This is a genomic window from Pseudomonas sp. P39-UII1, assembly GCF_039672635.1.
Classification (GTDB): domain Bacteria; phylum Pseudomonadota; class Gammaproteobacteria; order Pseudomonadales; family Pseudomonadaceae; genus Aquipseudomonas.
The window spans coordinates 134,567-158,954 of sequence record NZ_JBDFPP010000009.1; the positions used below are offsets into that span (position 1 = coordinate 134,567).

At 63.2% G+C, this 24,388-nt stretch carries 27 protein-coding genes; 14 read left to right on the plus strand and 13 right to left on the minus strand.

Annotated features, from left to right (window positions below; genetic code table 11):
• Positions 1-147: 147 nt before the first annotated feature.
• The 3 genes from ABEH27_RS14025 to rpmE all read right to left on the minus strand — a co-directional run bounded on the left by ABEH27_RS14025 (position 148) and on the right by rpmE (position 2,636).
• Positions 148-1,416: a malic enzyme-like NAD(P)-binding protein gene (locus tag ABEH27_RS14025; protein ID WP_346614156.1), complete on the minus strand. Its 1,269-nt coding sequence runs from the start codon at positions 1,414-1,416 to the stop codon at positions 148-150.
• 180 nt (positions 1,417-1,596) lie between these two features.
• Positions 1,597-2,418: a thermonuclease family protein gene (locus ABEH27_RS14030; RefSeq protein WP_346614157.1), complete on the minus strand. Its 822-nt coding sequence runs from the start codon at positions 2,416-2,418 to the stop codon at positions 1,597-1,599.
• A gap of 2 nt (positions 2,419-2,420) precedes the next feature.
• The gene (gene rpmE, locus ABEH27_RS14035) at positions 2,421-2,636 is read right to left on the minus strand and encodes a 50S ribosomal protein L31 (protein WP_054891182.1); all 216 of its coding nucleotides are present in this window, start codon (positions 2,634-2,636) and stop codon (positions 2,421-2,423) included.
• Positions 2,637-2,804: 168 nt separating this feature from the next.
• Here rpmE and ABEH27_RS14040 point away from each other — a divergent pair, with 168 nt between their 5' ends.
• The 3 genes from ABEH27_RS14040 (at position 2,805) to ABEH27_RS14050 (ending at position 7,569) form a co-directional block, all read left to right on the plus strand.
• Entirely contained in the window at positions 2,805-5,024 is a 2,220-nt protein-coding gene (locus tag ABEH27_RS14040; protein ID WP_346614158.1) for a primosomal protein N', read from the plus strand.
• Between the two features lie 108 nt (positions 5,025-5,132).
• Positions 5,133-6,869, plus strand: coding sequence for an arginine--tRNA ligase (gene argS / locus ABEH27_RS14045; RefSeq protein WP_346614159.1), 1,737 nt, complete (start codon positions 5,133-5,135; stop codon positions 6,867-6,869).
• Position 6,870: 1 nt separating this feature from the next.
• A complete protein-coding gene (locus ABEH27_RS14050; RefSeq protein WP_346614160.1) occupies positions 6,871-7,569 on the plus strand; it encodes an SPOR domain-containing protein in 699 nt (232 codons plus the stop codon).
• A gap of 48 nt (positions 7,570-7,617) precedes the next feature.
• Here ABEH27_RS14050 and ABEH27_RS14055 read toward each other — a convergent pair whose 3' ends face one another.
• Positions 7,618-8,037 carry a TM2 domain-containing protein gene (locus ABEH27_RS14055; protein WP_346614161.1) on the minus strand — a complete coding sequence of 140 codons (420 nt, stop codon included), beginning with the start codon at positions 8,035-8,037 and terminating at the stop codon, positions 7,618-7,620.
• Positions 8,038-8,213: 176 nt separating this feature from the next.
• Here ABEH27_RS14055 and ABEH27_RS14060 point away from each other — a divergent pair, with 176 nt between their 5' ends.
• A complete protein-coding gene (locus ABEH27_RS14060; protein WP_346614162.1) occupies positions 8,214-8,843 on the plus strand; it encodes a C40 family peptidase in 630 nt (209 codons plus the stop codon).
• A 90-nt stretch (positions 8,844-8,933) separates the two neighbouring features.
• Here the strand turns inward: ABEH27_RS14060 and ABEH27_RS14065 are convergent, their stop codons facing one another.
• Positions 8,934-9,935 carry a PilT/PilU family type 4a pilus ATPase gene (locus ABEH27_RS14065; RefSeq protein WP_346614163.1) on the minus strand — a complete coding sequence of 334 codons (1,002 nt, stop codon included), beginning with the start codon at positions 9,933-9,935 and terminating at the stop codon, positions 8,934-8,936.
• Between the two features lie 65 nt (positions 9,936-10,000).
• On the opposite strand from ABEH27_RS14065, the gene ABEH27_RS14070 reads away from it, so the two are divergent.
• The 9 genes from ABEH27_RS14070 (at position 10,001) to ABEH27_RS14110 (ending at position 16,571) form a co-directional block, all read left to right on the plus strand.
• Positions 10,001-10,687 (plus strand): YggS family pyridoxal phosphate-dependent enzyme, encoded by a 687-nt coding sequence (locus ABEH27_RS14070; protein WP_346614164.1) that lies wholly within the window; start codon positions 10,001-10,003, stop codon positions 10,685-10,687.
• Positions 10,688-10,725: 38 nt separating this feature from the next.
• Positions 10,726-11,544, plus strand: a complete 819-nt coding sequence (proC, locus tag ABEH27_RS14075; protein WP_346614165.1) for a pyrroline-5-carboxylate reductase — start codon at positions 10,726-10,728, stop codon at positions 11,542-11,544.
• A 10-nt stretch (positions 11,545-11,554) separates the two neighbouring features.
• Positions 11,555-12,145, plus strand: a complete 591-nt coding sequence (locus ABEH27_RS14080; RefSeq protein WP_012053960.1) for a YggT family protein — start codon at positions 11,555-11,557, stop codon at positions 12,143-12,145.
• 88 nt (positions 12,146-12,233) lie between these two features.
• Positions 12,234-13,373, plus strand: coding sequence for a homoserine O-acetyltransferase (locus ABEH27_RS14085; RefSeq protein ID WP_346614166.1), 1,140 nt, complete (start codon positions 12,234-12,236; stop codon positions 13,371-13,373).
• 7 nt (positions 13,374-13,380) lie between these two features.
• Positions 13,381-14,001, plus strand: coding sequence for a methionine biosynthesis protein MetW (gene metW, locus ABEH27_RS14090; protein ID WP_008092977.1), 621 nt, complete (start codon positions 13,381-13,383; stop codon positions 13,999-14,001).
• Between the two features lie 22 nt (positions 14,002-14,023).
• Positions 14,024-14,458, plus strand: a complete 435-nt coding sequence (locus ABEH27_RS14095) for a DUF4426 domain-containing protein (protein ID WP_346614167.1) — start codon at positions 14,024-14,026, stop codon at positions 14,456-14,458.
• Positions 14,455-15,051 carry an RdgB/HAM1 family non-canonical purine NTP pyrophosphatase gene (gene rdgB / locus ABEH27_RS14100; RefSeq protein ID WP_346614168.1) on the plus strand — a complete coding sequence of 199 codons (597 nt, stop codon included), beginning with the start codon at positions 14,455-14,457 and terminating at the stop codon, positions 15,049-15,051. The genes ABEH27_RS14095 and rdgB overlap by 4 nt, the downstream gene beginning before the upstream one ends.
• Entirely contained in the window at positions 15,048-16,235 is a 1,188-nt protein-coding gene (gene hemW / locus ABEH27_RS14105; protein WP_346614169.1) for a radical SAM family heme chaperone HemW, read from the plus strand. The genes rdgB and hemW overlap by 4 nt, the downstream gene beginning before the upstream one ends.
• 9 nt (positions 16,236-16,244) lie before the next feature.
• Positions 16,245-16,571 carry a DUF3392 family protein gene (locus ABEH27_RS14110; protein WP_346614170.1) on the plus strand — a complete coding sequence of 109 codons (327 nt, stop codon included), beginning with the start codon at positions 16,245-16,247 and terminating at the stop codon, positions 16,569-16,571.
• Positions 16,572-16,797: 226 nt separating this feature from the next.
• Here the strand turns inward: ABEH27_RS14110 and trmB are convergent, their stop codons facing one another.
• From trmB to ABEH27_RS14130, 4 genes are all read right to left on the minus strand, one after another.
• Positions 16,798-17,520, minus strand: a complete 723-nt coding sequence (trmB, locus tag ABEH27_RS14115; protein ID WP_346614171.1) for a tRNA (guanosine(46)-N7)-methyltransferase TrmB — start codon at positions 17,518-17,520, stop codon at positions 16,798-16,800.
• A gap of 9 nt (positions 17,521-17,529) precedes the next feature.
• A complete protein-coding gene (locus tag ABEH27_RS14120) occupies positions 17,530-18,342 on the minus strand; it encodes a thiazole synthase (protein WP_346614172.1) in 813 nt (270 codons plus the stop codon).
• A gap of 52 nt (positions 18,343-18,394) precedes the next feature.
• Positions 18,395-18,595: a sulfur carrier protein ThiS gene (gene thiS / locus ABEH27_RS14125; protein ID WP_313297868.1), complete on the minus strand. Its 201-nt coding sequence runs from the start codon at positions 18,593-18,595 to the stop codon at positions 18,395-18,397.
• A gap of 103 nt (positions 18,596-18,698) precedes the next feature.
• Positions 18,699-19,070: a DUF423 domain-containing protein gene (locus ABEH27_RS14130; protein WP_346614173.1), complete on the minus strand. Its 372-nt coding sequence runs from the start codon at positions 19,068-19,070 to the stop codon at positions 18,699-18,701.
• Positions 19,071-19,134: 64 nt separating this feature from the next.
• Between ABEH27_RS14130 and mtgA the strand changes: the two genes are divergently transcribed.
• The gene (gene mtgA / locus ABEH27_RS14135; protein ID WP_346614174.1) at positions 19,135-19,845 is read left to right on the plus strand and encodes a monofunctional biosynthetic peptidoglycan transglycosylase; all 711 of its coding nucleotides are present in this window, start codon (positions 19,135-19,137) and stop codon (positions 19,843-19,845) included.
• Positions 19,846-19,893: 48 nt separating this feature from the next.
• Here the strand turns inward: mtgA and rpoH are convergent, their stop codons facing one another.
• The 4 genes from rpoH to ftsY all read right to left on the minus strand — a co-directional run bounded on the left by rpoH (position 19,894) and on the right by ftsY (position 24,217).
• A complete protein-coding gene (gene rpoH / locus ABEH27_RS14140; RefSeq protein ID WP_346614175.1) occupies positions 19,894-20,748 on the minus strand; it encodes an RNA polymerase sigma factor RpoH in 855 nt (284 codons plus the stop codon).
• 111 nt (positions 20,749-20,859) lie between these two features.
• Entirely contained in the window at positions 20,860-21,885 is a 1,026-nt protein-coding gene (gene ftsX / locus ABEH27_RS14145; RefSeq protein WP_346614176.1) for a permease-like cell division protein FtsX, read from the minus strand.
• On the minus strand, positions 21,882-22,553 hold the full coding sequence (gene ftsE / locus ABEH27_RS14150) for a cell division ATP-binding protein FtsE (protein ID WP_060480077.1): 672 nt from the start codon (positions 22,551-22,553) through the stop codon (positions 21,882-21,884). The genes ftsX and ftsE overlap by 4 nt, the downstream gene beginning before the upstream one ends.
• Complete coding sequence (ftsY, locus tag ABEH27_RS14155; RefSeq protein ID WP_346614177.1) at positions 22,550-24,217, minus strand: signal recognition particle-docking protein FtsY; 1,668 nt, start codon at positions 24,215-24,217, stop codon at positions 22,550-22,552. The genes ftsE and ftsY overlap by 4 nt, the downstream gene beginning before the upstream one ends.
• Positions 24,218-24,388 lie beyond the last annotated feature (171 nt).

The window sequence follows — 24,388 nt, forward strand, 5'->3', positions numbered from 1 at the left end:
CAGCACCAACCCTGAGCGTTGTGCGGTACCTGCAGGAGCTGGCTTGCCGGCAATAGGGCCCTGACAGGCCACCGACCAATCAGCAGGCAAACAAAAAGCCCCGACTCACACGAGCCGGGGCTTTTTTGTGTTGCTACGGCCTGAGGATCAGCCGTTGAACACTTCATCCACGCTGTTCAGCGGGTAGTGCTTCGGATACGGCAGGGTAGCCACGCCGGATTCGATGGCGGCCTTGGCCACTGCGTCGGAAACGACGGTGATCAGGCGAGCGTCCAGCGGCTTCGGAATGATGTACTCACGGCCGAATTCCAGACCTTCGACGCCGTAGGCCTCGCATACTTCCTTGGGCACTGGCAGCTTGGCCAGGTCTTTCAGGGCGATGGCGGCGGCGATCTTCATTTCTTCGTTGATGCGCTTGGCGCGAACATCCAGGGCACCACGGAAGATGAACGGGAAGCCGAGAACGTTGTTGACCTGGTTCGGGTAGTCGGAACGACCGGTGGCCATGATCACGTCGTTGCGGGTGGCGTGAGCCAGCTCTGGCGAGATTTCCGGGTCCGGGTTCGAGCACGCGAACACGATCGGGTTGGCGGCCATCGACTTCAGGCCTTCCGGGCTCAGCAGGTTCGGGCCGGACAGGCCAACGAACACGTCAGCACCTTCCAGGGCATCAGCCAGGCTGCGCTTGTCGGTGGCGTGGGCGAACTGGGCCTTGTACTGGTTCAGGTCGTCGCGGCCAGCGTGGATCACGCCGCTGCGGTCGATCATGAAGATGTTCTCAACCTTGGCACCCATGCTGACCAGCAGCTTCATGCACGAGATGGCAGCAGCGCCGGCACCCAGGCAGACGATCTTGGCGTCTTCGAGTTTTTTGCCAGCGATTTCCAGGGCGTTGATCATGCCGGCGGCGGTAACGATCGCGGTGCCGTGCTGGTCATCGTGGAACACTGGAATATCGCACTGCTCGATCAGGGTGCGTTCGATTTCGAAGCACTCAGGCGCCTTGATGTCTTCGAGGTTGATGCCACCGAAGGTAATCGAGATGCGGCGAACGGTGTCGATGAAAGCTTGTGGGCTTTCCGATTCGACTTCGATGTCGAATACGTCGATACCGGCGAAACGCTTGAACAGAACGCCCTTGCCTTCCATGACCGGCTTGGAAGCCAGTGGACCGAGGTCACCCAGACCGAGGATGGCGGTGCCATCGGAAATCACTGCAACAAGGTTGCCCTTGCCGGTGTATTTGTAGGCCAGCTCAGGATCACGGCCGATTTCACGCACAGGTTCTGCAACGCCTGGGCTGTAGGCCAGGGCGAGATCACGGGCGGTGGCGGTGGGCTTGGAGAGCTCGACGCTCAGTTTCCCCGGACGAGGTTGAGCGTGATATTCGAGAGCGGCGGTTTTCAGGTCTGACATGGTGGGCATTCCGCTATTTACTGTTCTGACGGACCGCCGAGGATACGCAAAGAGCCGGGGAGTCACAAGACTGGCCGGTCACTTGTGTCAAGGCCTTTAGCCTACGACTTTACGCTATAACACACGGGGGCATTGGAGCCACCAGTGTGTACAATCCAATAGCGAAATGTCTACATCTTTTCAGCCTGAAATGCGCTCCAGCATGCTCGGATCGGTCAATGGCAACACCCAACGTCGCTGCCCCGGCTTGAGCCCACCCTTGCGGGAACGATCCAGCACCCAACCGCGCGCCTCGACCTGGCGTCCTTTGAGGTTATCGAAGAAGCCTGCAGGGAAGTTGCGTTGCAGACGAGCGGGAACCTGCAACACCACGCCGGTCTCCAGCGCCAGCCAGACGCCCCCGCGATTGCGTGCAACGCTCTGAATGCTGCCACCGATAACCGCGAACCCCGATTGCCTGACCTCGCGGGCGCGCAGCACCGGCGAGTTGCGCCACAGCCCGGCCCTGGCCTTGCGCGCCGACTGCTCGGCCACTTGCTGGCAAGCCACCAAGCGCACATTGGGTGCCACCGCGACACGGTAGCCAAGGCCCTCGCTGAGCAAGCGCGCCTCAAGATTGTCGCCATTGCGGCCGTAGATATGGGCCAGCGTGCGCCCGTATTTGTCCTTGGCCTCGACGCCCTGCACCAGCCCGACCCGGCCGTCACTGGCTTTGACCAAGGCTTGCAGGCGCTGCCTGGCGGCCTCGGCGTAGGGCTCGCTGGTGCGCCCCTTGCGCCCGATTTCCGGCGCGTTGATGCCGATCATGCGCACACTGCGGCCATCGACAAGGCGTAGCGTGTCGCCATCCACCACCTGACGCACTGCCACCTGCTGCGGCTTGACCGGCAGCGGGCAGAACGCCAGCGCCGACGCCTGCCAGATCGCGCCCACAAAAAAAGCGCCCACAAGGGGCGCCTTTTTCAGCAACAATGCGAAGCCCGAAGGGTTCGCCATGCGCATGATTACTTCTTGGTACCGAACATACCGAAGCGATCGGCGAACTTCTGTACGCGACCACCGGTGTCCAGGACTTTCTGCTTACCGGTGTAGAACGGGTGGCACAGGTTGCAAACGTCGATCGCCAGGGTGTTGCCCAGGGTCGAACGCGTTTCGAATTTGTTGCCGCAGCTGCAAGTCACTGCAACCGCTTCGTAGTTCGGATGAATATCAGCTTTCATGGTCACTTCCTCGAGCTGCGTGCCGCCACCCAACACCAATTGTTGAATACCGCACGTAATTAGGCGGCAAATAATACCAGAGCTTCACTCCAACGCAAGTTGTCGCTTGCACCGACCGTCGTCTGCTAGGCTCGCCACTCATTTGTAACGCCCTGCGAGACCTTCCGCGTGTCCGACGTCATTCTGCGCCTTGCCCTGCCCTCCCCGCTGCGTCGCCTGTTCGACTATCGGGCGCCGGCGAGCATGGCGCGCCAGGCACTCACCCCGGGCATGCGCATCCGCGTACCGTTCGGCCGTCGCGAGATGATCGGCGTACTGGTCGAGGTGTGCGACCACAGCGAGGTCCCTGCCGACAAGCTCAAGCCGGCCAGCGCCCTGCTCGACCCGGTTTCGCCGGTGCCGGCGTCACTGTTCAAGCTGTGCCTGTGGACTGCCCAGTATTATCAGCACAGCCTCGGCGACACCCTGAGTTGGGCCCTGCCCACCTTGCTGCGCCAGGGCGAGCCAGCCGAGATGCGCCAGGAGCGCTTCTGGCACGTCGCCCCCGATGCCCGTATCGAAGACCCACGCATCGCCCGCGCGCCGCGCCAGCGCGACGCCCTCAAGACCCTGGCCCAGCACCCGCACGGCGTGGCGCACAGCCTGCTGAGCAAGCTCAACCTGAATAAGGACAGCCTCGACCTGCTGCTGGCCAAGGACCTGGTTCGGCTCGAAACACGTCGCCACCTCCCGGCGCAGCGCCACGAGCATTGGCTGGCCCAGCCGGAGCTACCACTCAACGACGAACAGCGCGAAGCCTTCGACACCGTGCGCGAAGGCTTTGACAGCTTCAATGCCTTCCTGCTGGCCGGCGTCACCGGCAGCGGCAAGACCGAAGTCTACCTGCAGCTGATTCGCGAAACCCTGGAAGCCGGCAAGCAAGCGCTGGTGCTGATCCCCGAGATCAACCTCGGCCCACAGACCCTGGCGCGCTTCGAGCAGCGCTTCAACGCCCGTATCGCCCTGCTGCACTCGGCGGTGAATGACCGCGAGCGCCTCGACGCCTGGCTGGCGGCGCGTGATGGCGAGGCGGATATCATCATCGGCACGCGCTCGGCGCTGTTCACGCCGATGAAAAACCCCGGCCTGATCATCATCGACGAAGAGCACGACGGCTCCTATAAACAGCAGGAAGGCCTGCGCTACCACGCCCGCGACCTGGCGCTGGTGCGTGCCCATCAGGAAAACATCCCGATCCTGCTCGGCTCGGCCACCCCGTCGCTGGAAACCCTGCACAACGCCCTGACCGGCCGCTACCGCCTGCTGCGCATGAACCAGCGCGCCGGCGGTGCAAGGCCGCCGCGGATGATCCGCCTGGATGTAAAAAGCCTGCCGCTGGACAGCGGTATCAGCGGCCCGCTGCAGCAGGCCATTCGCCAGACCTTGGAGGCCGGCCAGCAGGTACTGGTGTTCCTCAACCGTCGCGGCTTCGCGCCGACCTTGCTGTGCCATGACTGCGGCTGGCTTTCGGAATGCCCGCGCTGTGACGCGCGCATGACCGTGCACCAGCGCTCCGGGGTGCTGCGCTGCCACCACTGCGGCTACGACGAACGCCTGCCGCACCAGTGCCCCAAGTGCAGCCACGTTGACCTGCGCGCGGTGGGCGCGGGCACCGAACGTGCCGAGGAACGGCTGACGGTGCTGTTCCCGGACTACCCGATTCTGCGGGTGGACCGCGACAGCACGTCGCGCAAGGACGCCATGCACAACCTGTTCAGCACCATCCAGCGTGGCCAGCCAAGCATCCTGGTCGGCACGCAGATGCTGGCCAAGGGTCACCACTTCCCGCGGGTCACCCTGGTCGCCATCCTCGATGCCGATGGTGGGCTGTTCTCCGGCGATTTCCGCGCCACCGAGCGCATGGCCCAGCTCATCGTGCAGGTGGCGGGGCGCGCCGGGCGGGCCGAAGAGCCCGGCAAGGTGGTGATCCAGACCCACCTGGCCGACCATCCATTGCTGGTACAACTGACCGAGCAAGGCTACTTCGCCTTTGCCGAGCAGGCTCTGGACGAGCGCCGCGCCGCCGGCCTGCCGCCCTTTTCCCACCTCGCCCTGCTGCGCGCCGAAGCGCACAAGCCAGGGCAGGCCGAGGGCTTCCTCGACGAGGCCTGTAACGCAGCGGAACGGCTGGTGGCCGAGCAGCGCCTGCCCGGTATTGAACTGTTGGGCCCGGTGCCTGCTCCGATGGAGCGCAAGGCCGGGCGCTTCCGCGCACAACTGTTGATCCAGGCCAACACCCGGGCACCCTTGCATCGACTGATCAGTGCCTGGTTGCTAGTGTTGGAGCAGCTGCCAAGCGGGCGGCAAGTACGCTGGTCGCTGGACGTCGACCCAGTCGACCTTTATTGAGCTTGCCGCCCAAAGGTTGGCAACCCGGCCCCGGAAACGGATAATGCCCAGTTTTTCCACCTGCGCACCCAGGCGCTCCACCGCGCTAGCGGTCGAAAAGAGATCCCCATGAAAGACACCATTCGCCAGCTGATCCAGCAAGCCCTCACCCAACTCGTCACCGACGGTGTGCTGCCTGAAGGGCTGTCGCCGGCGATCCAGGTGGAAAACGCCCGGGACAAGACCCACGGCGACTTCGCCAGCAACATCGCCATGATGCTGGCCAAACCGGCCGGCATGAAGCCGCGCGACCTGGCCGAAAAACTGATCAACGCCCTGCCGGCCAGCGCCGACATCAGCAAGGTCGAGATCGCCGGCCCCGGCTTCCTCAACTTCTTCCAGAACACCGACGCCCTGGCCAACCGCCTGGACGCAGCCCTGGCCGACGGCCACCTGGGCGTGCGCAAGGCCGGCCCGAGCGAAAAAGTCGTGATCGACATGTCGGCGCCGAACCTGGCCAAAGAGATGCATGTCGGCCACCTGCGCTCGACCATCATTGGTGACAGCGTCGCGCGCGTGCTGGAGTTCCTCGGTGACAACGTCATCCGCCAGAACCACGTGGGCGACTGGGGCACGCAGTTCGGCATGCTGATGGCCTACCTGCAGGAAAACCCGATCACCAGCGACGAGCTGTCGGACCTGGAAAACTTCTACCGTGCGGCGAAGAAGCGCTTCGACGAATCGGAAGAGTTCGCCACCCGCGCCCGCGGCCTGGTGGTCAAGCTGCAGGCTGGCGACCCCGACTGCCTGGCCCTGTGGACGCGCTTCAAGGACATTTCCCTGTCCCACTGCCAGAAGACCTACGAGCTGCTCAACGTCAAGCTGACCATGGCCGACGTGATGGGCGAGAGCGCCTACAACGCTGACCTGGCCAACGTGGTTGCCGACCTCAAGGCCAAGGGCCTGCTGGTCGAAGACCAGGGCGCGCAGTGCGTGTTCCTCGAAGAATTCAAGAACAGCGAAGGCGAGCCACTGCCGGTGATCGTGCAGAAGGCTGACGGCGGCTACCTGTACGCCACCACCGACCTGGCTGCCGTACGCTACCGCAGCAACGTGCTCAAGGCCGACCGCGCGCTGTACTTCGTCGACCAGCGCCAGGCCCTGCACTTCAACCAGGTGTTCGAAGTGGCGCGCCGCGCCGGTTTCGTCGGCCACCCCATGCAGATGGAGCACATGGGCTTCGGTACCATGAACGGCGCCGACGGCCGCCCGTTCAAGACCCGTGACGGCGGCACCGTAAAGCTGATCGACCTGCTCACCGAGGCCAAGGAGCGCGCTTATGCCCTGGTCAAGGAGAAAAACCCGAGCCTGACCGAAGACGAACTGCGCCACATCGGTGAAGTGGTTGGCATTGGCGCGGTGAAATACGCCGACCTGTCCAAGCACCGCACCAGTGACTACAGCTTCAACTTCGAGCTGATGCTCAATTTCGAAGGCAACACCGCGCCGTACCTGCTGTACGCCTACACCCGTGTGGCCGGCGTATTCCGCAAGCTGGGCAAGGGCTTCGACGAAGTCGAAGGCAACATCGTCCTGCAAGCGGCCCACGAGCTGGACCTGGCCGCACGCCTGGCGCAATTCGGCGAAGTGCTCAACAGCGTCGCCGACAAAGGCACCCCGCACGTGCTGTGCACTTACCTCTACGACTTGGCCGGCCTGTTCTCCAGCTTCTACGAGAACTGCCCGATCCTCGCCGCCGAAACCCCAGAGCAGCAGCAGAGCCGTCTGCGCCTGGCTGCCCTGACCGGTCGCACCCTCAAACAAGGTCTGGAACTGCTCGGCCTGGAAACCCTGGAGCGCATGTAAGTTGGCAGCCAAGAAAAAACCAGCACCCAAGCGCGGCGCCAGCCGCACTCAGGCACCGGCCAAACAGCCGATCCCAGGCTGGGTATGGTTGGCGGTCGGCCTGACCGTCGGCGCGTTCATCGTCTTCCTGATGAAGCTCGAGCCGGGGGGTGGCGATATCAAGCGCACCAAGCCGGAGCAGCAGAAGCCGGAGAAGGTCGCCGAGGCCAGCAAATCAACGCCTGCCACCGTGCAGCAACCGGTGAAGCCGAAGTACGACTTCTACACCCTGCTGCCAGAGTCGGAAGTGATCGTGCCACCCGAGGCAGTGCCTGAGAAGACGCCACCTGTGCCTGCACAACCGGTGACCCCGGTGACGCCAGCGGAAGCGGCGAAGATCGATACGGCCCGTGCCCAGGCCGCCCTGCTGGGGCAAACGCCACCGCCTGCGCCGCCGGTGATCAAGCCTGCAGCCACCACGCAGTTCTTCCTGCAGGCCGGCTCGTTCCGCAAGCAGGCCGATGCCGACAAGGTGCGCGCGCAGATCATCCTGCTCGGCCAGGCGGTGAAGGTGGAGTCGGGGACCGTCAAGGATGAGACCTGGTACCGCGTACTGGTGGGGCCGTTCAGCAATCGCGAACAGCTGACCGGGGCGCAGAAGCAGCTGGCGGGGGCAGGGTTCAGCAACCTGCTGCTGCAGCAGCGACAGACCCGTCAGTGACTAAAAAAAAGGCCTTGCCGCTCAGCGCGACAAGGCCTTTTTTGTGCCTCAGCGGCGCTCGGCGTTGGCCTGGGAGATCTGCCCGTTCAGGGTCCAGAAGTCATACAGCACGCCCACCAGGAACAAGCCACCGGTGAAGAAATAGATGATCGCGGTGATCCATTTGCCCTGGTACAGCCGATGCACGCCGAAAATGCCCAGGAAGGTCAGCAGAACCCAGGCAATGTTGTAATCGATGCGCCCGGAATGGAAGCGTAGATCAGCCTCCCGGTCCATGGCCGGGATCAGGAACAGGTCGATCAGCCAGCCGATGCCGAGCAGGCCCAGGGTGAAGAACCAGATCGTCCCGGTGATGGGCTTGCCGTAGTAGAAACGGTGCGAGCCTGTGAAGCCGAAAATCCACAGCAGATAGCCGATGACCTTGCTGTGGGTGTCGTGCAGCGGCGCCCCCTGTTCATAACTGTTCATTCGTAGCCCTCGTGGGTTATCCAAAAATTTTCTAAAAAAAAATGTGACTTTTCTGGCGAAGGCCGACGTACGGCAGCATGACAATCGACCAACGGATCAGAAATTGATCAAAAAGCTGTTATAAAGTTGCGCGCCAACACCAAAACCAAAATCAAAACTTCACAAGAGCTTCATCTATGCCGCCTTTGTTCAAGACATGGCTGACCCTCTGCCTATTATTGCCCCTGGCCGCCCACGCCACCAACCGTGAGCAACGTCTTCCCAACGGTTTCACCGGCTATACCACCAATGCCTCGGTGAAACACGCGCCCAGCAAGCACAGCACGCTACGCGCACGCCCAAGCAGCAGCGCTGCCAAGGCTCACAACCTGCCTGTTGCGGCCATGTCGCCGAAGCAGAGCAGCGACGTGCTCAGCCGCGCCGTCAATGTGCTCGGTACCCCGTATGTTTGGGGCGGCAGCAGCCCTAAAAAAGGCTTCGACTGCAGCGGGCTGGTCAAATACGCCTTCAACGACGTGGCCGATGTCGACCTGCCGCGCACCTCCAATGCCATGGCCCAGGGCCACGGCGTGAAGGTGGCCAAAAGTGACCTCAAGCCGGGCGACCTGATCTTCTTCAACATCAAGAGCCGCCGGGTAAACCACGTTGCCATCTACCTGGGCAACGACCGCTTCATCCACGCACCGCGCCGCGGCAAGCGGGTGAGCATCGACAACCTGAGCAAGCCCTACTGGCAGAAGCACTATGTGGTGGCCAAGCGGGTGTTGCCGAAGGAACAGCAGCAGTTGGCACTGGCCAAGCGCTGATCGTCCGGGCCTCTTCGCGGGCAAGCCCGCTCCCACAGGCATAGTGATGCCCCTGTAGGAGCGGGCTTGCCCGCGAAGAGGCCCGAACAGTCAAAGTGAGGGCTCGATCAATCCCTTATCCCTCAACCCCCGCATCGCGCCTTCCATCGTCCGCATCCCCTGCGCCGCCCCCGTCTGCATCACCGAACACAACTGCGCCATCCGCCCCTCGCGGATCAGGTTGCGCACCGCAGGCGTCACCACCAGCACCTCCCTGGCAGCCATACGCCCACCACCTACGCGCTTGACCAACACCTGCGCCACCACCATGCGCAGCGACTCCGCCAACATCGCCGCCACCAACGGCTTCTCCTCAGCGGCAAACACTTCAACCAGCCGGTCGATGCTCCCCGCCGCCGAACGCGTGTGCACCGTCGCCAGCACCAGGTGCCCCGTTTCAGCGGCCCGCAGTGCCAGGCGAATCGTCTCCAGATCACGCAATTCGCCAATCATGATCACGTCCGGGTCCTGACGGAGCGCGCTGCGCAAGCCCTGGGAAAAGTCGCGGCAATGCCGACCGATCTCGCGCTGGTTGACCAGGCTGCGCTGGCTGCTGTGGATAACTTCAACAGGGTCTTCAAGCGTGATGATGTGCGCAGAGCGCCGGCGATTGAGCTGATCGATCAGCGTTGCCAAGGTGCTGGTTTTACCACTGCCAGTGGGGCCGCCGATCAGAATCAGGCCATCAGCGCACTGCGCAACAGCTCGAAACACTTCTTCAAGGTCGAGTTCTTCAAGTGTGGCGATTCGTTTTGGGATCAGGCGAAGGGTCGCCGCCGGGCCATTGAGCTGACGAAACAGATTCAGGCGAAAGCGGCCAAGTGACGGCAGCTCCAACGCCAGATCCAGCTCATCACCTTGCGCCCACTGGTGGCGCTGGCTGTCATCAAGCAGCGGCGCCAGGGCATCGGTCAATGCAGCTGGCATCACGCGCGGCAGGTCCATGCGCCGCAGCTCGCCATCCACGCGTAGCATCGGTATCTCGCCCGCAGCCAGGTGCAGGTCACTCGCCCCTGCATCGCCAGCCCGGGCCAACAGGTCGGTCACGTCCATGAGACTCCCCAACGGCCATCAAGCAGGTAGAATGCCGCAGACCCCAGAGCCGACGGCATCGATCCATGTCCACCATAGCAGACAACCTTTCCGCCCTCGCCGCGCGCATTCAACGTGCAGCCGAGGCCGTCGGGCGCGACCCGGCCGGCGTCCACTTGCTGGCGGTGAGCAAGACCAAACCGGCCAGTGCCATCCGCGAAATTCATGCAGCAGGGGTGCGCGATGTCGGCGAAAACTACCTGCAGGAAGCCTTGGGCAAACAGCAAGCGCTGGGCGACCTGCCCTTGATCTGGCACTTCATAGGCCCCATTCAGTCGAACAAGACCAAAGCCATTGCCGAGCATTTCGACTGGGTACATTCCGTGGACCGCCTGAAGATCGCCCAACGCCTGTCCGAACAGCGCCCCCAGGGCTTGCCGCCCCTGAACATCTGCCTGCAGGTGAACGTCAGCGGGGAAGACAGCAAGTCAGGCTGCGCTGCGGCCGACCTCCCCGCGCTGGCCCATGCCGTGGCCGCTCTGCCCAACCTGCGCCTGCGCGGTTTGATGGCAATCCCCGAGCCGAGCGAAGACCGCGCCGAGCAAGAGGCCGCCTTTGCCACTCTGCGCCAGTTGCAAGACAGCCTGAATCTCGGCATGGACACCTTGTCCATGGGCATGAGCCACGACCTGGAAGCCGCGATTGCACAGGGCGCGACCTGGGTCCGCATCGGCACCGCCCTGTTCGGGGCGCGCAACTACGGCCCCGTCTGATTCCATGCTTTACTCACTCTTTCCCTCAAGGACCTGACATGAGCAAGACACGTATTGCCTTCATCGGCGCCGGCAACATGGCCGCCAGCCTGATCGGCGGCCTGCGCGCCCAGGGCCTGGACGCCGCGCAGATCCGCGCCAGCGACCCTGGCGCCGATACCCGCACCCGGGTCCAGGCCGAACACGGTATCGAGGTTTTCGAAGACAACGCGCAGGCCATCGCCGGGGCCGATGTAATCGTCCTGGCGGTCAAGCCGCAGGTAATGAAGGCCGTCTGCCAAACGCTGCAGCCAAGCCTGCAGGATGGCCAGCTGATCGTGTCCATCGCTGCCGGCATTACCTGTGCCAGCCTGCAAACCTGGCTCGGCGCCCGCCCGGTGGTGCGCTGCATGCCCAATACCCCGGCGCTGCTGCGCCAGGGCGTGAGCGGCCTGTATGCCACTGCCGAGGTTTCCAGCACACAGCGCGAGCAGGCCGAGCAGCTGCTGTCGGCTGTCGGCACCGCCCTGTGGCTGGATGAAGAACAACAACTGGATGCAGTGACCGCCGTTTCCGGCAGTGGCCCAGCGTATTTCTTCCTGCTGATCGAGGCCATGACCGCCGCTGGCGAAAAACTCGGCCTGCCGCGCGAGACCGCCTCCAAGCTGACCCTGCAGACTGCGCTGGGTGCCGCACACATGGCCGTGGCCAGTGATGTCGACGCCGCCGAACTGCGCCGCCGCGTGACATCGCCGGCCGGCACTACCGAGGCAGCCATCAAGTCGTTCCAGGCTAATGGTTTCGAAGCCATCGTAGATAAGGCACTGGCAGCAGCGGCGACGCGTTCCGCCGAGCTGGCCGAGCAATTGGGCAAATAAGGAGTTCCAGATGAATGCACTGTCCGGCGCCGCGATCTTCGTGGTGCAAACCCTGGTCAGCCTGTACCTGGTGATCGTCCTGCTGCGCTTCGTACTGCAGCTGGTAAAAGCCAACTTCTACAACCCGCTGTGCCAGTTCGCAGTCCGCGCCACCCAGCCGCTGCTCAAGCCAATCCGGCGCATCATCCCAAGCGTCGGCGGCCTCGACACCTCGTCGCTGCTGCTGGCGGTGGTCATCCAGGCACTGCTGATGGGCTTTGTGCTGATGGTCACCTACGGCACCTTCGGCGACGTCCTGCACCTGCTGATGTGGGCGATCATCGGCATCACCTCGCTGTTCCTGAAGATCTTCTGGGTGGCGATGATTGTCATGGTGATCGTTTCCTGGGTGGCGCCGAACAGCCACAACCCGGCAGCCGAGCTGGCCTACCAGATCAGCGAACCGGTATTGGCGCCGTTCCGCCGCCTGGTTCCTAACCTGGGCGGCATGGACATCTCGCCGATCTTCGCCTTCCTGGCGATCCAGGTGATCCAGTCGTTCGTCATGCCCCCGCTGGCCGCCTACGCCGGTATGCCACAAGAACTGTGGCGGATGATCTGACCCCTGTTGTTCCCAGCGGCAAGCCTTTGCTTGCCGCTGGGGGTAGCGCTCTTTAGACTTACGCCTCCGTCAAGCGTGAGCAGGGTCGATGTCCACTGTCCTTCCCGAAGATTCCGTCGGTCTGGTTACACCGCAAACAGCCCAATTCGATGAACCGCTGGCCTTGGCCTGCGGCCGTTCGCTGGCCAGCTACGAGCTGGTTTACGAGACCTATGGCACCCTGAACGCCAGCGCGAGCAATGCCGTGCTGATCTGCCATGCCCTGTCTGGCCACCACCATGCCGCCGGCTACCATGCCGCCACCGACCGCAAGCCGGGCTGGTGGGACAGCTGCATCGGCCCAGGCAAGCCGATCGACACCAACCGTTTCTTCGTGGTCAGCCTGAACAACCTCGGCGGCTGCAACGGCAGCACAGGCCCGAGCAGCGTCAACCCCGCCACCGGCAAACCCTATGGCGCGGACTTCCCGGTACTGACCGTGGTGGACTGGGTGCACAGCCAGGCGCGCCTGGCCGATCGTCTGGGCATCCGGCAATGGGCCGCCATCGTCGGCGGCAGCCTGGGTGGCATGCAGGCCCTGCAGTGGACCATGACCTACCCCGACCGCGTGCGCCATTGCGTGGATATCGCCTCGGCGCCCAAGCTTTCAGCGCAAAATATCGCCTTCAACGAAGTGGCACGCCAGGCAATCCTCACAGACCCCGAATTCCACGGCGGTTCGTTCCAGGACCAGGGTGTGATCCCCAAGCGCGGCCTGATGCTGGCGCGTATGGTCGGGCATATCACCTACTTGTCCGACGACTCGATGGGTGAAAAATTCGGCCGTGAGCTCAAGAGCGACAAGCTCAACTACGACTTCCACAGCGTCGAATTCCAGGTCGAGAGCTACCTGCGCTATCAGGGCGAAGAGTTCTCCGGCCGCTTCGACGCCAACACCTACCTGCTGATGACCAAGGCGCTGGACTACTTCGACCCGGCCGCGGCCAATGGCGGGGACCTGGCCGCAACCCTGGCCAACGTCACGGCGGACTACTGCATCATGTCGTTCACCACCGACTGGCGCTTCTCGCCGGCCCGTTCGCGCGAGATCGTCGACGCCCTGATGGCAGCACGCAAGAACGTCTGCTACCTGGAGATCGACTCGCCTTACGGGCACGATGCCTTCCTGATTCCCACGCCTCGCTACATGCAGGGTTTCTCGAACTACATGAACCGCATCGCCATCTGAGGACAGCATGAGAGCCGACCTGGAAATCATCCACGACTGGATTCCCGCCGGCAGCCGGGTACTCGACCTGGGCTGCGGCAGTGGCGAGCTGCTGGCTTCGCTGCGTGATCGCAAGCAGGTCACCGGCTACGGCCTGGAGATCGACGCCGACAATATCGCCGCGTGCGTGGCCAAAGGCGTCAACGTCATCGAGCAAGACCTCGACAAAGGCCTGGGCAACTTCGCCAGCAACAGCTTCGACGTGGTGATCATGACCCAGGCACTGCAGGCCGTGGAGTACCCTGACCGCATCCTCGACGAGATGCTGCGGGTGGGCCGCCAGTGCATCATCACCTTCCCGAATTTTGGCCACTGGCGCTGCCGTTGGTACTTGGCGACCAAAGGCCGGATGCCGGTTTCGGACTTCATGCCATACACCTGGTACAACACGCCGAACATTCACTTCTGCACCTTCGCCGACTTCGAAGAGCTGTGCCATGAGCGCCACGCCAAGGTCCTCGACCGCCTGGCTGTCGACCACTTGCACCGCAACGGGTGGGGCGGCCGGCTTTGGCCTAATCTTCTGGGTGAAATCGGCATTTACCGCGTCAGCAGCCCAGGCTTGCAGGAGCACCAACTGGCGGTCTGACGCTCAGCAGAGGAATCGCACCATGCGTCGCCTAACCCTGTTCCTGATCAGCCTGTGCCTGGCCCTGCCGGTACTGGCTGCCGATGCCGCCAAACCCGAGCGCAAGGAAGTTTTCGGCGACGTGACGGTGCACTACAGCGCCTTCACCTCAAGCATGCTGCAGCCGGATATCGCCGCCGCCACGGGGCTGACCCGCAGCAAGAACCAGGGGGTGCTCAATGTTGCCGTGCTCAAGGCCAGCAAGCCCGCGATGGCAGTGGTCAGTGGCACGGTGCAGGACCTCACCGGGCGCAGCAACCCGCTGTCGTTCAGGCAAATTACCGATCGGGGTGCGGTGTACTATATCGCCCAGTTCAAGATCGAACAGGCCGAGACGCTGACCTTCGACCTGAATGTCGAAACCGGCGGGGTCAGCCATAAACTCAGCTTCAACCAGGAAGTGTTCCCAGGCGAATGATGAATTTCCAGCAACTCGTATTGGCCAGCCACAACGCCGGCAAACTCAAGGAACTCCAGGCCATGCTCGGCCAGGCCGTGCAACTGCGCTCGATCGGCGAATTCAGCCAGGTAGAGCCTGAAGAAACCGGCCTGTCGTTCGTCGAGAACGCCATCCTCAAGGCACGCAATGCCGCACGTATTTCCGGCCTGCCGGCACTGGCCGACGATTCGGGCCTGGCGGTGGACTTCCTGGGCGGCGCACCGGGCATCTACTCGGCGCGTTATGCCGATGGCAAGGGCGACGCAGCGAACAACGCCAAGCTGCTCGAAGCACTCAAGGACGTGCCGGAAGATCAACGCGGCGCTCAGTTCGTCTGCGTGCTGGCGCTGGTACGCCATGCCGACGACCCGCTGCCGATCCTGTGTGAAGGGCTGTGGCACGGGCGCATCATGACCGCAGCCAGCGGCGAACATGGCTTCGGCTATGACCCGCTGTTCTGGGTGCCTGAACGCAGCTGCTCCAGCGCCGACCTCGCCCCGGCCGACAAGAATCAGCTCAGCCACCGCGCCCGCGCCATGGCCCTGCTGCGCCAACGTCTGGGCCTGGCATGATCGAAACGTTGTCCACCCAGCCGCGCCAGCCAGGCGTGGCGGGTTTCGCCACGCTGCCGCCTTTGTCGCTGTATATCCACATTCCGTGGTGCGTGCGCAAATGCCCTTATTGCGACTTCAATTCCCACGCTGCCGGGCCCGAGCTGCCGGAAGAGGCGTATGTCGATGCCTTGCTGACCGACCTCGACCAGGAGTTTGCAGCGGTTCAGGGCCGGCCGATTTCGTCGATATTCTTCGGCGGCGGCACCCCGAGCCTGTTCAGCGCCAATGCGCTTGGCAGGCTGCTGCGCGGTGTGGAGCAGCGCATTGCGTTCGCACCGGATATCGAGATCACCCTCGAAGCCAACCCCGGGACGTTCGAGCAGGATAAGTTCAAGGCCTACCGGCAAACCGGCATCAATCGCCTGTCCATCGGCGTGCAGAGCTTCCAGCCAGCCAAGCTCGAGGCGCTGGGCCGCATTCACAATGGCGACGAGGCGATTCGCGCAGCCGGCATGGCGCGCGCGGCAGGTTTCGACAACTTCAACATGGACCTGATGCACGGTCTGCCTGACCAGTCGCTGGACGACGCGTTGGGCGACCTGCGCCAGGCCATCGACCTGGGGCCTACTCACCTGTCCTGGTACCAGCTGACCGTGGAGCCGAACACGGTGTTCTGGAACCAGCCGCCGGAGCTGCCCGAAGACGACATCCTGTGGGACATCCAGGAAGCCGGCCAGGCACTGATGGCCGCAAACGGCTTCAGGCAGTACGAGGTTTCGGCCTATGCCCAGCCAGGCCGCCCTGCCCGGCACAATCTCAACTACTGGCGCTTTGGCGATTTCATCGGCATCGGCGCCGGCGCACACGGTAAGCTGACCTTCGCCGACGGCCGTATTCTGCGCACCTGGAAGACCCGCCTGCCCAAGGACTACCTGAACCTGGCCAAGCCGTTCAAGGCTGGCGAGAAATTGCTGCCGGTCGACGAGCTGCCGTTCGAATTCCTGATGAACGCACTACGCCTTACCGATGGCGTGGAAGCCGAGTTGTTCAGCCAGCGCACCGGTTTGCCACTCGCGCAACTCGCCGAGGCACGCCGTGCAGCCGAACAAAAGGGCCTTTTGCAGGTCGAACCGGATCGATTGGCGGCCACGCCGCGCGGCCAGTTGTTCCTCAATGACCTGCTGCAGTATTTCTTGACCTAAGGATGACCCATGGATCTGGTACTTGATCTGCTGGCGACGGTTTCCCGCTGGAGCCGTAGCAACCTGTCTGAGATTTCCCTGGCCCTGGTAGGCTGCCTGCTGGTGCTGTTCGGCACCGATATCAAGGCCTGGGTGGAGCAACGCCTGGGCGGCCTGGCCGGCGCCCTGCGCGTTCCGTTCATGGCGGTGCTGGTGATGATCGGCAGTGGCGCGGCGCTGATCTACGCCACACCGTGGGTGGTGAAGGGGCTGAGCCAGTTCAACAACTATGCGCTGGCACCGGTGCTGTTGGTGGTGCTGGTGTTGATCGGCGTGGTGGCTGATCGGCGGGGATGAGATAGCTAAAAGCTGCCCTGGAGAACACTTAATGCCACATATTTCGAGACATTGACGCATCGCCTGGCGCTGCCTATGATCTCCGAACCGTGTGGATCTTTCAGTGAAAGTCCGAAGCGAAGGGTCCTCAATCCTATCGCTTCAAAAAAAACCGCCTCTCTCAAGGCGGTTTTTTTTTCGCCCGCATAACCGCAGACGTCGGTGCATCAAAGGCTCAATAAGCCAATCAACCCACCTTCTCGAACTTCAAATCCCACACCCCATGCCCCAAGCGCTCGCCACGGCGCTCGAACTTGGTGATCGGACGCTCTTCGGGACGCGGCACATAAGCCCCATCCGCCGCCTGGTTGCGGTAGCCCGGCGCAGCGCTCATCACTTCCAGCATGTACTCGGCATAGGGTTCCCAGTCGGTCGCCATGTGGAACACGCCACCCGGTTTGAGCTTGCGCCGTACCAGCTCGGCGAACTCCAGCTGCACGATGCGGCGCTTATGGTGGCGCGCCTTGTGCCATGGGTCGGGGAAGAACAGCATCAAGCGGTCGAGGCTGTTGTCGGCCACGCAGCGGTTGAGCACCTCGATGGCGTCGCAGTCGTACACCCGCAGGTTCTTCAGGCCCTGGGTCAGCACGCCGTTGAGCAGCGCGCCAACACCCGGACGGTGCACTTCAACACCGATAAAGTCCTGCTCCGGCGCGGCAGCGGCCATTTCCAGCAGGGAATGGCCCATGCCGAAGCCGATTTCCAGGGTGCGCGGTGCCGAACGGCCGAACACCTGGTCGTAGTCCACCGGGCTCTCGGCCAGCGGCAGGATGTACAGCGGGCCGCCCTGGTCCAGGCCGCGTTGCTGGCCCTCGGTCATGCGCCCGGCGCGCATCACGAAACTCTTGATGCGGCGGTGTGGGCGCGCTTCGCCGTCGGTGGTGGTCGGCGTATCTTGCGATTCAGTCATCAGGGGCTCTTACTTGATCAGACCATCCAGCGGCGAAGAGGCGCTGGCATAGAGTTTCTTCGGCATGCGGCCGGCCAGGTAGGCCATGCGCCCGGCGAGGATTGCGTGCTTCATGGCTTCGGCCATCATCACAGGTTGTTGGGCGTGGGCAATGGCCGAGTTCATAAGCACGGCCTCACAGCCCATTTCCATGGCGATGGTGGCGTCGGAGGCGGTGCCCACGCCGGCATCGACCAGCACTGGCACCTTGGATTCTTCCAGGATGATCTGCAGGTTGTACGGGTTGCAGATACCCAGGCCGGTGCCGATCAGGCCAGCCAGCGGCATGACCGCGATGCAGCCAGCTTCGGCCAGCTGACGGGCGATGATCGGGTCATCGCTGGTATAGACCATTACGTCGAAACCGTCCTTGACCAGCACTTCGGCGGCCTTGAGGGTTTCAATCACGTTCGGGAACAGGGTCTTCTGGTCGGCCAGGACTTCCAGCTTCACCAGTGTCCGCTCTTCATGCGACTTGCGGCCATCGAGCAGCTCGCGGGCCAGGCGGCAGGTACGGACCGCTTCAACCGCGTCGAAACAGCCTGCAGTGTTCGGCAGGATGGTGTACTTGTCGGGTGACAGCACGTCGAGCAGGTTCGGCTCGCCCGCATTCTGGCCAAGGTTGGTGCGGCGCACGGCGACAGTGACGATTTCCGCACCCGAGGCCTCGGTGGCCAGGCGGGTTTCTTCCATGTCACGGTACTTGCCGGTGCCGACCAGCAGGCGCGACTGGAAAGTGCGCCCGGCCAGGATAAAGGGCTTGTCGCTACGAACGTTGCTCATCGTTGTTCCTCGGGAAAGATTGCTGGGCTTCAAATGAATCGCCAGGGCGGAATCAACCGCCACCGATGGCGTGGACCACTTCGACCTGGTCGCCGTCATTCAGCTGCGTGCTGTCGTGCTGGCTACGCGGCACGATATCCAGGTTGAGTTCCACCGCCACCCGGCGCCCTGCCAGCTCCAGGCGGGTCAGCAGGGCCGCGACGCTTTCGCCAGCGGGCAATTCGTAAGGCTCACCGTTCAGTTGAATGCGCATGCGCACGGCCACCATTATGCTTTTCGGGCCCGCATTCTAGCGCCGATCAACGCGTTAACCCAAGGGCGGTGCGCGCCATTAGTCGCGATTGTGGACCGGTTGGTCAGCCCAAGCGCCAGGCTGCCAGGCCCAGGCACAGCCAGCCGGCGAGGAAGCACAAGCCGCCGATGGGGGTAATGATGCCAAGCTTGCTGAGCCCGCTCAGGGTCAACAGGTACAGGCTACCGGAGAACAATACGATCCCCACGGCGAACAGACCGCCGGCCCAGCCCACCAGGCGCCCCGGCAAATGCGCAGCGAGCAGCGCAACACCGAAGATTGCCAGCGCATGCACCAGCTGATAGGTCACGCCGGTGTGAAAAATCGCCAGGTAGTCGGCTGTCAGGCGGTTTTTCAGGCCGTGGGCGGCAAATGCGCCAAGGGCGACACCGGTAAAGCCGAAAAAGGCGGCGAGCATCAGGAAGCTGCGAAGCATGGGACGACTCCTTGTATCGGGTCTGTATAATGGCCCGTTCCAACGGTCCGGCCAAGCCATCGCCATGCTGTCATCCCTTCTCCGTCGCCTCGCTCGCGCCCTGCTCTGGTTCGCTGCCGGCAGCATCGTCGTGGTGCTGGTGTTCCGCTGGGTCCCACCGCCCGGCACGGCATTGATGGCCGAGCGCAAGGTGCAGTCGTGGTTCAGCGGCGAACCTATCGACCTGCAGCGCGACTGGGAACCGTGGGAAAAGATCTCCGATGACCTCAAGGTGGCAGTCATCGCCGGCGAGGACCAGAAGTTCGCCAACCACTGGGGCTTCGACATCCCGGCTATTCAGGCGGCGCTCGCCTACAACGAGCGTGGCGGCAACATTCGAGGCGCCAGCACCCTGACCCAGCAGGTCGCCAAGAACCTGTTCCTGTGGTCGGGCCGCAGTTGGTTCCGCAAGGGGCTGGAGGCCTGGTTCACGGCGCTGATCGAGCTGTTCTGGTCCAAGGAGCGCATCCTTGAGGTGTACCTGAACAGCGCCGAGTGGGGCAAGGGCGTATTTGGCGCCCAGGCGGCGGCGCGTTACCACTTCGGCATCGATGCCAGCCGGCTGAGCCGCCAGCAGGCCGCTCAGTTGGCGGCGGTGCTGCCCAGCCCGATCAAATGGAGCGCCAGCCGGCCAAGCGCCTACGTCGCCAGCCGGGCCGGGTGGATTCGGCGGCAGATGAGCCAGCTGGGCGGGCCAAGCTACCTGATGCAGCTGGATGCTTCACGCAGGCAATAAAAAACCGTGCCCTGCAGGGCACGGTTTTTAAATTCAGCCAGGCACCAATCAGGCGGCTATCAACGCCTTGACCTTGTTCATCGCATTCTTCTCCAGCTGACGAATACGCTCAGCTGAAACGCTGTACTTGTCCGCCAGCTCATGCAATGTCGCTTTTTCCTCAGCCAACCAGCGCTGGTAGAGAATGTCGCGGCTACGATCGTCCAGGCCTTGCAGGGCTTCATGCAGGTTGCTGGTGGAATTGTCGCTCCAGTCAGCGTCCTCGAGCTGCACAGCCGGGTCGTAACGGTGGTCTTCCAGGTAATGCGCAGGGGACTGGAAGGCGCTGTCGTCGTCAGCCTCGGCTGCCGGGTCGAAGGCCATGTCCTGGCCGCTCAGACGGCTTTCCATCTCGCGGACTTCACGCGGCTCGACGCCGAGGCTTTCGGCCACACGATGCACTTCATCGTTGTTCAGCCAAGCCAAACGCTTCTTCTGGCTGCGCAGGTTGAAGAACAGCTTGCGCTGGGCCTTGGTGGTAGCCACCTTGACGATGCGCCAGTTGCGCAGGATGAATTCGTGGATTTCAGCCTTGATCCAGTGCACGGCGAAGGACACCAGGCGCACACCCATTTCCGGGTTGAAGCGCTTGACTGCCTTCATCAGGCCGACGTTGCCTTCCTGGATCAGGTCGGCCTGGGCCAGGCCGTAGCCTGCATAGCTACGGGCGATGTGTACGACGAAACGCAGGTGGGCCATCACCATTTGCCGAGCGGCCTCGAGATCCTGCTCATAATAGAGACGCTCGGCCAGATCACGCTCCTGCTCGACAGTCAGCAGCGGAATGCTGTTGACCGTGTGCACATAGGCTTCCAGGTTTGCACCGGGTACCAGGGCATAGGCAGGTTGCAACGATGTGGTCATTCAAGAACCTCCGACTTACTAAACTCGCGCCTTGTGAGCACTGCCAACATTGACCCGGAACGACGGTACAAGTTCCAAAATGAAAAAAATGTCAATGCTGGCACAGAAAAACTATCGTGGTGCCAACTCGTTCAAGTGACGAGCGACCGCGATCCATGCACCGATATACCCCAACAGCACCGCCCCGATCAAGAGCGACAGACCATCGGATGCTGGCACCCCGCCCAGGGCGAAGTCACTGCCATACAGCCCGGACAGCCCTACCACGGCCTCGTTCAGCCAGTTCAGGCCGAATGCGAGAATACCCCAGGCCAACAAGCCCGCACCCAGGCCGTACAAGGCGCCCATGTACAGGAAAGGCCGGCGTACGTAGCTGTCGGTGCCGCCAACCAGCTTGATCACTTCGATCTCGGTACGGCGGTTTTCGATATGTAGACGAATTGTGTTACCGATTACTAACAGCAAGGCAGAAATAAGCATCACAGCCAGCCCGAAGACGAACCGGTCGCCCAGTTTGAGGATGGCTGCAAGGCGCTCCACCCACACCAGATCGAGCTGGGCGTTTTCTACCCGTGGCAATTCAGCCAGGCGTTGACGCAAGGCTTCCAGGGCCGGCTTGTCGACTTCTGTCGGGGTCACCACTACCACGCCAGGCAGCGGGTTGTCGGGCAGCTCACGCAAGGCCTCGCCCAACCCGGACTGCTGCTGGAACTCCTCCAGTGCCTGCCCAGGGCTGACGTATAGCGCGTCGGCCACGCCGGGCATGCCCTTGATCTCTTCGCGCAGCGCCTCGCCCTCCTTGCTGCCCGCATCGAGCTTCAAGTACAGCGAAATCTGCGCCGCGCGCTGCCAGGAGCCGCCCAGTACCTCGACATTCTTCAGCAGCAGCGACAGCCCCATGGGCATGCTCAGCGCGACGGCCATGACCAGGCAGGTGAAGAAGCTGCCGATCGGCTGTTTGCCCAGGCGGCGCAGGCTGTCGGCCAGGCTGGCGCGATGACTCTCCAGCCAGGCATTGAGCAGCGTGCGGAAGTCAGGACCGTCATCGTCATGCTCGCCGCGTTTTTTCCGGGTATCGGCGTCGGCGGCCTTGGGCGCAACCCGCTCGGAAACCTTGGGTGTACGTGTAGTGCTCATTGCCCGGCCTCCCCATCGCCGATCAGTCGGCCGCGCTGCAGGGTCAGCATGCGGTGGCGCATGCGCGCGATCAGTGCCAGGTCGTGGCTGGCGATCAATACCGTGGTGCCCAGGCGGTTGATGTCTTCGAACACGCCCATGATCTCGGCGGCCAGGCGCGGGTCAAGGTTACCGGTCGGTTCGTCGGCCAGCAGCAAGGCCGGCTGGTGGACGATGGCACGGGCGATACCGACACGCTGTTGCTGGCCGGTGGACAGGTCGGCCGGGAACAGCTCACCTTTGTCTGCCAGCGACACACGCTCCAGCGCCGAATCCACCCGCTTGGCGATCTCGGCCTTGGACAGGCCGAGAATCTGCAATGGCAGCGCAATGTTGTTGAAAACGGTACGGTCGAACAGCAACTGGTGGTTTTGGAACACCACGCCGATCTGCCGACGCAGGAACGGGATCTGCGCGTTGCTGATCTGGCCCAGGTCCTGCCCTGCCAGCAGCAGTTTGCCGCTGGTCGGGCGCTCCATGGCCAGCAACAGGCGCAGCAAGGTGCTCTTGCCGGCGCCAGAATGGCCGGTGACGAACAGGAATTCGCCCCGGCGCGCCCGGAAACTCAGCTCATGCAAGCCGACATGGCCGTTGGGGTAGCGCTTGGCAACCTGTTCGAATCGGATCATGGATGCTCTCGCTCGGCGAACAGAGCCTTGACGAACGGCTCGGCTTCGAAGGTGCGCAGGTCGTCGATGCCTTCACCGACACCGATGAAGCGGATCGGGATATTGAACTGCTTGGCCAGAGCAAAGATCACCCCGCCCTTGGCGGTGCCATCCAGCTTGGTCAGGGCCAGGCCGGTCAGCTCGACGCTCTGGTTGAAGTACTTGGCCTGGCTGATGGCGTTCTGGCCGGTACCGGCATCGAGCACCAGCAGCACCTCGTGCGGCGCCTCGGCGTCGAGTTTGCCCATGACCCGGCGAACCTTTTTCAGCTCTTCCATCAGGTTGTCTTTGGTGTGCAGACGGCCGGCGGTATCGGCGATCAGCACGTCGGCACCACGCGCCTTGGCGGCCTGCACGGCATCGAAGATCACCGACGCGGAATCGGCACCGGTGTGCTGGGCGATCACCGGGATCTGGTTGCGCTCACCCCAGACCTGCAACTGTTCGACGGCAGCGGCACGGAAGGTGTCGCCTGCTGCCAGCATGACCTTCTTGCCCTCAAGCTGCAGTTTCTTGGCCAGCTTACCGATGGTGGTGGTCTTGCCGGCGCCGTTCACGCCCACCACGAGGATCACGTAGGGCTTGTTCTGCGCTTCGATTTTCAAGGGGCGCTCGACCGGGCGCAGCAACGCGGCCAGTTCGTCCTGCAGTGACTTGTACAGGGCATCGGCGTCTGCCAGCTGCTTGCGGGCGACCTTCTGGGTCAGGTTCTGGACGATGATCGAGGTTGCCTCCACACCGACGTCGGCAGTCAGCAGGCGGGTTTCGATTTCGTCGAGCAGGTCGTCATCGATGACCTTCTTGCCCAGGAACAGGCTGGCCATGCCTTCGCCAATGCTGGCGCTGGTCTTCGACAGGCCCTGCTTGAGGCGGGCGAAAAAGCCGGGCTTGGCCTGTTCGGTGGAGCCCTGGGGGGCAACGACCGGGGCTGACTGGGGTTCTGGCTCTGGCTGGGGTTCTGGCTCTGGCTGGGGTTCTGGCTCTGGCTGGGCTTCTGGCTCTGGCTCGACAAGCGCTGATACTGTGGCAGGCTCTGGCGCCGGGCGCTCGGGGATCGCTGGCGGGGCCTTGGGTTCCAGGTCCGGGACCAGGGCGACAGGCTCTTCGGCTACGGGCAGGACCAGGTTGCTGACCGGGGGCTCGACGGCTTCGATTACCGGGGCCTCAAGGGCTACGGGTACTGGAGCATGGCTCTCGAGCCGTGGGGCGGCAGACTCGGCATTCGCGGGCAAGCCCGCCCCCACAGGGGCCGGGGTAGGCTCAGGAACCCGTACAGCCTCGGGGGCCCGGGCCGGTTCTGGGACCCGTACAACCTCGGGGTCCGGAACAGGCTCTGGGGCCGGGGTAGGCTCAAGAGCAGCGGCGGGTTCGGGCGCTGGCGCAGGCTCAACGGGGCGTGGGGCCTCGGCGGCTGGCGCAGGGGCTTGGGCGGCCTGCGGCTCGGCTGGAGCAGCTTCAGGCTGCTCGACGGCCGGCTGCGGCGCTAGCGGCTCTGCAGCCTGCTCATCGGGGGCTTGTGGCTGTTCGGCGACAGGTTGCTGCGGCTTCTTGCGAAACCAGCTGAACAGGCCTTTTTTCTCGCCAGCCTCTGCCGGCGCTTTTTTGTCGTCGTTGGAACCAAACATGGAAGACGGCTATCTCAGGGTAGCGATGGGCCAGCAGCGGCACATCGGGAATTCTCTTAACGCAGAACAGACTATTTTGAATCCGGCTGGTTCATGCGCAATGTTTTGTCTTGATAGACCTGTGGGCCAGAACGGCGACAGGCATGGTCGCCAGGCAACCGGATCAGTATC

What these genes read in the sequence shown, in the direction of transcription:
- ABEH27_RS14120 (WP_346614172.1), bottom strand. Translation starts at nt 18,342, where the DNA reads ATGAGCAACGTTCGTAGCGACAAGCCCTTTATCCTGGCCGGGCGCACT.
- proC (WP_346614165.1), top strand. Translation starts at nt 10,726, where the DNA reads ATGAGCAAGACACGTATTGCCTTCATCGGCGCCGGCAACATGGCCGCC.
- ABEH27_RS14065 (WP_346614163.1), bottom strand. Translation starts at nt 9,935, where the DNA reads ATGGACGTGACCGACCTGTTGGCCCGGGCTGGCGATGCAGGGGCGAGT.
- mtgA (WP_346614174.1), top strand. Translation starts at nt 19,135, where the DNA reads ATGCTGTCATCCCTTCTCCGTCGCCTCGCTCGCGCCCTGCTCTGGTTC.
- trmB (WP_346614171.1), bottom strand. Translation starts at nt 17,520, where the DNA reads ATGACTGAATCGCAAGATACGCCGACCACCACCGACGGCGAAGCGCGC.
- ftsE (WP_060480077.1), bottom strand. Translation starts at nt 22,553, where the DNA reads ATGATCCGATTCGAACAGGTTGCCAAGCGCTACCCCAACGGCCATGTC.
- ABEH27_RS14080 (WP_012053960.1), top strand. Translation starts at nt 11,555, where the DNA reads ATGAATGCACTGTCCGGCGCCGCGATCTTCGTGGTGCAAACCCTGGTC.
- ABEH27_RS14095 (WP_346614167.1), top strand. Translation starts at nt 14,024, where the DNA reads ATGCGTCGCCTAACCCTGTTCCTGATCAGCCTGTGCCTGGCCCTGCCG.
- ABEH27_RS14055 (WP_346614161.1), bottom strand. Translation starts at nt 8,037, where the DNA reads ATGAACAGTTATGAACAGGGGGCGCCGCTGCACGACACCCACAGCAAG.
- ABEH27_RS14025 (WP_346614156.1), bottom strand. Translation starts at nt 1,416, where the DNA reads ATGTCAGACCTGAAAACCGCCGCTCTCGAATATCACGCTCAACCTCGT.
- hemW (WP_346614169.1), top strand. Translation starts at nt 15,048, where the DNA reads ATGATCGAAACGTTGTCCACCCAGCCGCGCCAGCCAGGCGTGGCGGGT.
- rdgB (WP_346614168.1), top strand. Translation starts at nt 14,455, where the DNA reads ATGATGAATTTCCAGCAACTCGTATTGGCCAGCCACAACGCCGGCAAA.
- metW (WP_008092977.1), top strand. Translation starts at nt 13,381, where the DNA reads ATGAGAGCCGACCTGGAAATCATCCACGACTGGATTCCCGCCGGCAGC.
- ABEH27_RS14085 (WP_346614166.1), top strand. Translation starts at nt 12,234, where the DNA reads ATGTCCACTGTCCTTCCCGAAGATTCCGTCGGTCTGGTTACACCGCAA.
- ABEH27_RS14060 (WP_346614162.1), top strand. Translation starts at nt 8,214, where the DNA reads ATGCCGCCTTTGTTCAAGACATGGCTGACCCTCTGCCTATTATTGCCC.
- argS (WP_346614159.1), top strand. Translation starts at nt 5,133, where the DNA reads ATGAAAGACACCATTCGCCAGCTGATCCAGCAAGCCCTCACCCAACTC.
- ABEH27_RS14110 (WP_346614170.1), top strand. Translation starts at nt 16,245, where the DNA reads ATGGATCTGGTACTTGATCTGCTGGCGACGGTTTCCCGCTGGAGCCGT.
- ABEH27_RS14070 (WP_346614164.1), top strand. Translation starts at nt 10,001, where the DNA reads ATGTCCACCATAGCAGACAACCTTTCCGCCCTCGCCGCGCGCATTCAA.
- rpoH (WP_346614175.1), bottom strand. Translation starts at nt 20,748, where the DNA reads ATGACCACATCGTTGCAACCTGCCTATGCCCTGGTACCCGGTGCAAAC.
- ABEH27_RS14030 (WP_346614157.1), bottom strand. Translation starts at nt 2,418, where the DNA reads ATGCGCATGGCGAACCCTTCGGGCTTCGCATTGTTGCTGAAAAAGGCG.
- ABEH27_RS14130 (WP_346614173.1), bottom strand. Translation starts at nt 19,070, where the DNA reads ATGCTTCGCAGCTTCCTGATGCTCGCCGCCTTTTTCGGCTTTACCGGT.
- rpmE (WP_054891182.1), bottom strand. Translation starts at nt 2,636, where the DNA reads ATGAAAGCTGATATTCATCCGAACTACGAAGCGGTTGCAGTGACTTGC.
- thiS (WP_313297868.1), bottom strand. Translation starts at nt 18,595, where the DNA reads ATGCGCATTCAACTGAACGGTGAGCCTTACGAATTGCCCGCTGGCGAA.
- ftsY (WP_346614177.1), bottom strand. Translation starts at nt 24,217, where the DNA reads ATGTTTGGTTCCAACGACGACAAAAAAGCGCCGGCAGAGGCTGGCGAG.
- ftsX (WP_346614176.1), bottom strand. Translation starts at nt 21,885, where the DNA reads ATGAGCACTACACGTACACCCAAGGTTTCCGAGCGGGTTGCGCCCAAG.